The 7,396-nt window shown below is 67.5% G+C and carries 5 protein-coding genes; 1 reads left to right on the top strand and 4 read right to left on the bottom strand.

Annotated features, from left to right (window positions below; genetic code table 11):
* Positions 1-75 precede the first annotated feature (75 nt).
* The 3 genes from EFK10_RS51785 to EFK10_RS00075 all read right to left on the bottom strand — a co-directional run bounded on the left by EFK10_RS51785 (position 76) and on the right by EFK10_RS00075 (position 4,122).
* Entirely contained in the window at positions 76-276 is a 201-nt protein-coding gene (locus tag EFK10_RS51785; protein WP_127353756.1) for a hypothetical protein, read from the bottom strand.
* A gap of 298 nt (positions 277-574) precedes the next feature.
* Entirely contained in the window at positions 575-3,106 is a 2,532-nt protein-coding gene (locus EFK10_RS00080; protein WP_164835734.1) for a right-handed parallel beta-helix repeat-containing protein, read from the bottom strand.
* A gap of 341 nt (positions 3,107-3,447) precedes the next feature.
* Complete coding sequence (locus tag EFK10_RS00075; protein WP_127353754.1) at positions 3,448-4,122, bottom strand: hypothetical protein; 675 nt, start codon at positions 4,120-4,122, stop codon at positions 3,448-3,450.
* A 935-nt stretch (positions 4,123-5,057) separates the two neighbouring features.
* Here EFK10_RS00075 and EFK10_RS00070 point away from each other — a divergent pair.
* A complete protein-coding gene (locus EFK10_RS00070) occupies positions 5,058-6,404 on the top strand; it encodes a lamin tail domain-containing protein (RefSeq protein ID WP_127353753.1) in 1,347 nt (448 codons plus the stop codon).
* Positions 6,405-6,596: 192 nt separating this feature from the next.
* Here EFK10_RS00070 and phoU read toward each other — a convergent pair whose 3' ends face one another.
* Entirely contained in the window at positions 6,597-7,184 is a 588-nt protein-coding gene (gene phoU / locus EFK10_RS00065; RefSeq protein ID WP_164835733.1) for a phosphate signaling complex protein PhoU, read from the bottom strand.
* Positions 7,185-7,396 lie beyond the last annotated feature (212 nt).

The raw sequence follows: 7,396 nt of genomic DNA, 5'->3' as shown, positions 1-7,396 counted from the left end.
GGGAACGGACACCCCCTCGACCGCGCCAGCAGCAGTCACCTCGCCCGCCTCGAACTCGCCCTCACAGCATGACAATTACGAATTAGCCACCAAGATCCACAGGGTCGCGCCGGTCTCGGCGAGGGCCTCATCAACCATGTCGAAGGGGACGATCTGGGTGAGTTCCCCCAGATGGCCAGGGGCGAACAGGCCCTTGGCTACCGTGATTTCACGCGTGATGACACACTGATCGGACAGCGGAGCTCCCGAGCTCGAATGACTGGTCTTGGTCGACAAGTCGTTCTACCGGGGCTCCGCTTCCTGCGTCCGGCGTTCGCGCAGATCAAGACGCACTTGCGCGCAGCCCTGAGACCCTAAACTTCACGGCCTTGGCCTAAAGCCGTGGAGGTCGGCCTGGTGCGGTGCTGTTGGACGCGGCGGGGGATGCAGGAACGGCAAGGGAGTCATGATGGTTGCCATCTACTTCCCGGGAGGATCTGGGCCACTGCGCGCCATACCGCGTAGCGGCCTCCTCGGCGCGCCCTCCGTCCGGTCGGCGGTGTCCGGTACGTGGGACGGAGGGTCGCCGTGCGATCTACCGCGCCGGGACGAAGTAGCCCTCCTGGTCGACCACCACCTGGACCGTGCCGCCCGAGCCGTTGTAGATCTTGATGCCCTTGGCGCTGCTCCCGCCCACGGACACCAGGTTGGGCACCGTCTCGCCCTTCGTGAAGTTGAGGTTCGACACGGTCGGCAGCGATGCCCCGCCCGGATAGACCGTCAGCACTCCGGATGTCTGCGGCTGCGTCACCGTTACGTTGAGGACGGCGGCCGTGAGCGGCGTGGAGTACAGGCTCCCGATCGGCAAGATCGTGAGCGTCCCATGGGCTTTGACCGCGCCGGTGCCGTCGGAGCGGGTGTCCGCGATCCGTAGCGGCCCGTTGGGGACGAAGGCCAGCGTGGCGCCGGAGGCGGCTGTACCGTAGTAGCCCGCCAGATCTGCCACCACCTGCACCGACCCGCCGCTGCCGTTGTAGATGTCGGCGACGCCCTTGACGATCGGGACCACGACTAGGTTCGGCACGGTATGCCCGGCGGTGAAGTTGAGGTTGGACGCGGTCGGCACCGATTGCCCGTCCGGGAACGCTGTCAGGAACCCCGACTTGGTCGCCTGTGTCGCCGTCAGGTTGAGCACAGCGGTGGTCGCCCCGCTCGGTAGCACACCGGACAGGTTCAGCCGCAACTTGCCGTGGGCCGCCAGCGCACCGGCGCCGGAGGTGCCCTTGCCCGAGCGTGTGTCCAGGACACGCGAAGGCGTCAGCGACTTGTAGCCGTAGCCGCCCGGACCGTAGAAGCCCTCCAGGTCGACGATCACGTGCACGGTGCCGGAACTGCCGTTGTGAAGACGGACCACGCCGTCGCTCACCGAGGTCGTCACCAGGTTGGCGACAGTCTCGCCCTTGGCGTAGTTCAGGTTCGACGCAGTCGGCAGGCTGCTGCCGTCCGGATAGACGGTCAGCACCCCCGCAGCCGTTGGCTGGGTGACCGTCACATTGGCAACGACCGCGCTCATGTCCGCACCCGACACCCCGTCAAGGGTCGGCAGCTTCAGTACCACATCTGACTTCGCCGCCACCGGCGTCGTCGTGGTGACCCCGACGGCACGGCGCGTGTCCAGCACCCGGTCCGGAGCGACCGGAGTATAGTCCGCGCCGACGACGTAATGGGCATTGGAGTTGATGTCGAAGCCCCGGTAGCTGATCTTGTAGGTACCGGTGCGCGTGTAGTCGTGGGTGACGCCGGAGGCCGCGCTGGCGACCTGGGGCTTGCCATCACCGAAGTCGTAGACCACGGGACGAGAGTCCGAGCCGTTGGTCGTCCACGTGAACGTCGGCGCCGTGTGCGACACCTTCGCTGTCAGCGCGCCGGTCGTGACGGTCGCCGTGCCGATGCTCGCCAGCGGGCCCTGGTACTCGGCCGCGCCCACGTCGTAGTAACCGCCGGTGCCGGAGTTGGCGATACTCGGGTCATCGGTGCGGGGCATTCCGAGGGAGTCGGTGGCGGTCTCCCCCGCCGCCGAGGCGTCAGCCGCGTCGATGGCCGCCGAGGTGGTGGCCAAGCGGTAGGCGACCGCGTTCCCCGCCGACCCCCCGTCCAACTGCGGGTTCACCGCGAGGTCGTGCGCCCCCTGGCTCGTCCCGGACTGGAAGGCCGGCAAATCGGCATAGGCCATGCCGGCCCAGGTGTAGGGGGTGCCTCCGCTGACGGGGTCGATCAGATTGTGGTCCGCGCTGGTCCCGCTGGTGGAGTCGGCGGAGACGGTCAGTGCTGTCGCGGTGGCCGGGGTCGTGCAGGCGGAGAAGACGACCGGGGAGGTTTCCAGATTCGTGGCGGAACCGTTCTCGACGATGTTGTTCTCGATCGTCGTCCCGGTTGAGCCCGACTCCAGGTCGATCCCACTCCTGCAGTCGGACACCAGAGTGTTGCCCACGACGTCCGTGCTGGTGGGGCCGTGCAGCGAGATGTCGACGCTGTTCGCGCCGAGCCCGGTGACCTGATCGGACGCCAGCACGGTCCCGGTGCTCCCGCCGTCGACTTCGACGCCCGCCGAGTACTGGGCCAGCACGGCAGTACGCGTCACCGCGACGCCGCTGGAGGCCCCGGTCACATGGATGCCCGGCTCCTTGTAGGAAATCGCGACATCGCTGTCGAGCGTGATATCCGAGGAGGAGCCGATGCTGAACGCCGCTGCCCACTCCCCGCTCGGCTGGAAGCCCTTGATCACGATGTGCTGCGCACCCGTCACACCGAAGCCGACCGCCCCGCCCGCAGGATTGACGTAGACCGGACTACCCGCTTGCGTGGGCACGCCCTGGATCGTGATCGGCGCATCAGCCGTGCCCGACCGAGTGATGCTGACGGACTCGTTGTACGTGCCCGGCTCCACCATCACGGTCTGTCCCGGCTCGACCACGTTGACGGCAGCCGAGATGGTGCAGAACGGCACGGCGGCGGAGCCCAGCCCCGCGCTGTCCGAGCAACTGGCCGACTGGGACACGAACAGCGTGCCGGAGGCTATGGACGACGCCGTCGTCGCCCCTGCCGCCGACCCCCCGAGAGCGGACACGGCCGTGCCCACCACGGCCAGTGAGACGAACGCAGCGCCCCCAGATCGCAGGCCTCGCATGAACCTTCCCCCTCCCCTTCCCCGCTCGGGTCGCAAGGAACGACCCGAGCGGGAACGCTACACTCCTGCTCACAGCCGGGAGAGCCCGGGATACTGTGCGTTTTCTCAGAGTTGAGAGCCTGGTGCTGTGGGAGCACCATGCCGCCGGTAGTCAGGGGCCCTCCACATATGGGGCAGGGTCTCGCGGCTGGGATCGACACCTTGGACAGGGTAACGAGCGGGGTTGGTCACCGGTCGCTTGATCCAGCGCGCCGTGGGCCGCGTGTCCACGGAGACAGTGCCTACCAGCCGATGACTGCGGGACCGAGGCTCAGCCCGGTCTTGTGGAGCCATTCCTCCTGGACGTCGCGGTTGCGGGTGCCTATGGAGAGGTAGACCGCGTGGGTTCCGGGGGCCGGTTCGGTGCACTGGTCGGTCCACACGCTGTTGAGGCAGAGTTGCACTCCGCAGAGCTTCGACGAGGGCAGACCCCGCAAGGCCCCCTCCCAGGACACGTCGAATCCCAGCGGGCCCACGGCCTGGACCATGAGGTCCAACTCCGCCTCCGTGCTGCTCTCGTCGTGCTCGCGCACCGTGAATGGCGGAGTGCTCCAGCCGGGCAGTTCCAGTTGCAGTCCCCATTCCTCGATCAGGGGCCACACCTCGGCGATCTCGGAGCGCAACTCGACTTCCACGCGGTAGGCGTCGCCACCGCGCAACGCGTCGGTTCGGGCGACCACGCGCCAGAACTCGACCAGGCCGTCCGGCGGAAAGGGGCTGTCGTCACGGCACGTGAAGGCGCCCCGGGGGAAGTAGAGGCGCGCGTGGTGGAACTGCTCCACTGTCACGACAGGGCCGACCTCGGGAGAGAACGGGTCGTCGACCCACTCCGCGAAAACACCCAGCAGCTCACGGGCGCGCCGCAGCGCGCTCATGGCGTCTGGCAACGGCTCGAGTACCTGATAGAGCAGGGACATTCCCACGGCGCACCTCCCGGGAGCGGAGCGTACGCACGGCACGCGTCGGCGTCGCCTGAATTACAGCCGTGTCTCGTAGGGAGTGCCTCCATGCGATGGCGTCGGGGGATGTGGCGGTGGTCTGCCGACCACCGTCCGCGGAGGATCCATCCGATCAACTGACCGATCCATCAAAGAGACACGCGCCAGCAGGCCCAGACCTCTTCGTCCCGAAGCAAACCGGGTACCCTCACGACCTGCGGTCTCACCAGAGTTGACCTGCGCGAACGGTCCCTCAAAGTCCGTGGACGTACGCCGAAGTCCGGGGCTGTTGTAGCGCAGTTAGACACTCAGCCTGACGGCCAGTCTCTTAACCTGTGGATGAGTCGTCGGCCGTTGTCGTCGCCAGCCCGAGCAGCCAGCTTTGGACGGCCCAGGGACGACCCGAGCGGGGGGCGTTGCTACCTACGGCTGTGGGCCCTCTTGGAAGTTAGGCGCCCGATAGCGAAGGCCCAACCGACCGCCGTCACCGTCGCCACAACCCTAGTGACCTTCTCCCCCGTGGTAACTGCACCAGCCGTGCAGATTACAACCCCGATCGCGTACCACCATGGGCTATTGGGCCAGTACGTGCGCTCGTCAGTCACTGTTCCTCCTCCGCCGTCCGCACCATACTGCGCGGGCAGCGGAACGGTTTCGCCGGGTGTCCTGGCCATGCCCGACGCGGGACCCGGTTCGGAGAGGTCTCACAGGGAGCCCACAGATACATTTGGGAGAGAGATGACACTCCAGCCCATTGCCTTGATCGTCAGCGTGCCAGAACCTTCACGAGGAGGACGCTCTCGTCGGCCTCCTGCCGGTTTCCCCCCATGATCAAAGGACTGGCTACATTGCGTATGCATTGGCGTGGAAGCGCAGCCCTGGCTGCTACCGCCTTATCCCTTCTCGCCATCGGTATGTCCGGTGCGCCGACCGTGGCGCAGGAGCAGCCGACCGTGCGGATCAACGAGGTTGAGTCAAGCGGTGGCACGCCGGGTGACTGGGTGGAGTTGGTCAATACCGGCTCCGCCCCGGCCGATGTCTCCGGCTGGGTGGTGAAGGACAGCGACGACTCGCACTCCTACGTAATCGGAGCGGGTAGTTCGCTGGCTGCTGGCGCGTACTTGGTGCTGGACGTCGAGACCTCGTTCGGCCTGGGCAGCGCCGACTCCGTCCGGCTGTTCCAGTCCGATAGCTCCACGCTGGTCGACTCCTACAGTTGGACCGCTCACGCCACGACGACATACGGCCGCTGCCCAGATGGTACGGGCGCGTTCACCACAACGACCGCACCGACCCGGGGTGCGGCGAACGGGTGCGGCAGCGCGAGCGGGGGCGGTCAGCCCTCGGTCACCGCATGGCCGGGGGACGCCGCGGTCACCATCGCCGACGGCTCGAACGTCTTCGGCACGAACCTCAGCGGCCTTTCCTTCCAAAGCCCCGAAGTGCTGTGGTCGGTGGACAACGGCCCAAGCAAGCTCTACCGCCTGGTGCCCAACGGCGCAACGTGGCGCCCCGACCCGGCCGGCGGATGGGCTTCGGGCAAGTCGCTGCACTACGGCATCGGCAGCGGCGACCCCGACTCGGAAGGCGTGGTCTCCACCCCCGACGGGCTGTTCGTCTCCACCGAGCGCGACAACAGCAACGGCAGCGTCAGCAAGCCGGAGATCCTCCGCTTCAACACCTCCTCCACGGCTGGCTCCCTCAACGCGACCGCGGAGTGGAACCTCACCTCCGACTTGCCCGCCGTAGCGCCCAACAGCGGACTGGAGGCCGTCTCGTGGATCCCGGACAGTTACCTCACCGCGCACGGCTTCAGGGACGAGCACACCGGCGCCGCCTACAAGCCGGCCAACTACCCCGGCCACGGCAGCGGCCTGTTCTTCGCCGGCCTTGAGGCCAACGGCACGGTCTACGCCTACGCGCTGAACCAGACCGGCGGCGGATACACCCGGATCGCCACCATTCCCAGCGGCTTCCCCGCAGTGATGGACCTCGAATTCGAGCCCGCAACCGGTCACCTGTGGGCGGTCTGTGACAACACCTGCGACGGCCGCACCGCGACCCTGGACATCAACGCACAGGGCGAGTTCACCGCCACCGCCGTCCACGACCGCCCGGCCGGCATGCCCAACTACAACAACGAGGGCTTCGCCATCGCACCGCAAGCGGCGTGTGTCGCCGGCCACAAGCCGGTCCTGTGGTCCGACGACAACAACGACGACGGGCACGCACTGCGCGCAGGCACCCTGCCCTGCACGTAGTCGGCACCGGCACCCCAGCCACACACACCAACTGATCTCACAAACGGGACAGGACGGGCCTTGGGCGGCGGCCGCCCCGGTACGAAAAGTCACCGCAGCGCTGAAACGCGCCGCACCGTACCGCCGCCCCCGCCGATGCGGAACCCCGTGGGGCGGCGAGAGCCCCGCCCGGTGTGCCCGGGCGGGGCTCACTCATTCGTGTGCAGACCCGACCCTTGCGGCCTGGAAAATGACTCGGTTGGCGACATTCACGGCGTGGTCGGCGAAGCGCTCGTAGTACCGGCTGAGCAGGGTCAAGTCCACGGCGGTTTCGATGCCGTGAGGCCAGGCACCGTCAGCCATGTACTGGAACGTGCTGCGGTGGACCTCGTCCATGGCATCGTCGTCGAAAGGCAGTTCCGCCGCGGCCTGGGGGTCCTTGGTCTCCAGGACCTGTCTCACCTTGGTCGCCATCTGCTGCGCGACCCGGCCCATCTCCTCGATGGCCGGTCGGAGCACAGCGGGGAGGGAAGTGCCGGGATACCGCCTCCGGGCAATCTCCGCGACGTGGCGGGACAGGTCCCCCATCCGCTCCAGGTCGGCGGAGATGCGCAGGGTGGCCACGAGCGTGCGCAGGTCGGTGGCGACCGGCTGCTGACGGGCCAGGAGGGACACCACGCGGGCTTCGATGTCGTCGCGGACCGTATCGATCACAGCATCCTGGCTGATCACTTCCTCGGCAGCACCCAGGTCACCGCTGACCACCGCAGTCGTCGCGCGACCCATCGCGTCGGTCACCATCAGGACAAGCGCAGCCCGTCTATCGAAAGGTGGTGGCATGGCTGCCCATGGCCTGGTCGTCAGTGACGTGCTCGCCGCCTGGGCCGGCGGTGACTTCGAGGCTTTCGCACAGGCTCTCGCGCCGGACGTACAGCTTCTTGGGCACGGCCACGGCTCCGAAGGCTGCCGCAACCGGCAGGAGGTCCTCACCCTGCTGCGACAGCGACAGGCGC

This window comes from Streptomyces soli, from assembly GCF_003999195.1.
In the GTDB taxonomy this organism is placed as follows: domain Bacteria; phylum Actinomycetota; class Actinomycetes; order Streptomycetales; family Streptomycetaceae; genus Actinacidiphila; species Actinacidiphila soli.
The sequence above is the reverse complement of the archived record's forward strand: the minus strand, read 5'-3'. Positions and strand labels throughout refer to the sequence as shown.

What these genes read in the sequence shown, in the direction of transcription:
- EFK10_RS00075 (WP_127353754.1), bottom strand. Translation starts at nt 4,122, where the DNA reads ATGTCCCTGCTCTATCAGGTACTCGAGCCGTTGCCAGACGCCATGAGC.
- EFK10_RS00070 (WP_127353753.1), top strand. Translation starts at nt 5,058, where the DNA reads ATGTCCGGTGCGCCGACCGTGGCGCAGGAGCAGCCGACCGTGCGGATC.
- phoU (WP_164835733.1), bottom strand. Translation starts at nt 7,184, where the DNA reads ATGGTGACCGACGCGATGGGTCGCGCGACGACTGCGGTGGTCAGCGGT.